Below are 383 nucleotides of genomic sequence, written 5' to 3' on the forward strand. Positions count from 1 at the left end.
ATATATTTGCTTAATGATAAAAAGGGTGATATAATAAAAATAGTTAGAAGAAAAATGAAACAAATATTTAGGAGGAGAATTATGAAAAAAATATTATCTGCGAGTTTAGCACTTGCGAGTCTAGGACTTTTAGTATCATGTGTTATGTGTTTTAATAGTTCTGAATCATTACCATCATGATAATGTAGCTTTGAGAATACTCCTTTAAAAGGTGATGACATTACAAGTGCCACCTTATATTCTGCATTTTCATCTACAATTCCATCATTTTTATACTCCCTCGGAAAATTTAAACTAATTCCAGCATCATTTCCTGATTCAGATTTAGCTTTCCCCGGTCCACATGATACTAAAAGTCCTAGACTCGCAAGTGCTAAACTCGC

1 pseudogene is annotated in these 383 nt (G+C 32.1%); it reads right to left on the bottom strand.

The annotated features are described in order from the left end of the window. A pseudogene (locus BT993_RS07455) lies at window positions 1-383 on the bottom strand (hypothetical protein); the annotation flags it as partial.

It is taken from the genome of Streptobacillus ratti (assembly GCF_001891165.1).
Lineage (GTDB): Bacteria > Fusobacteriota > Fusobacteriia > Fusobacteriales > Leptotrichiaceae > Streptobacillus > Streptobacillus ratti.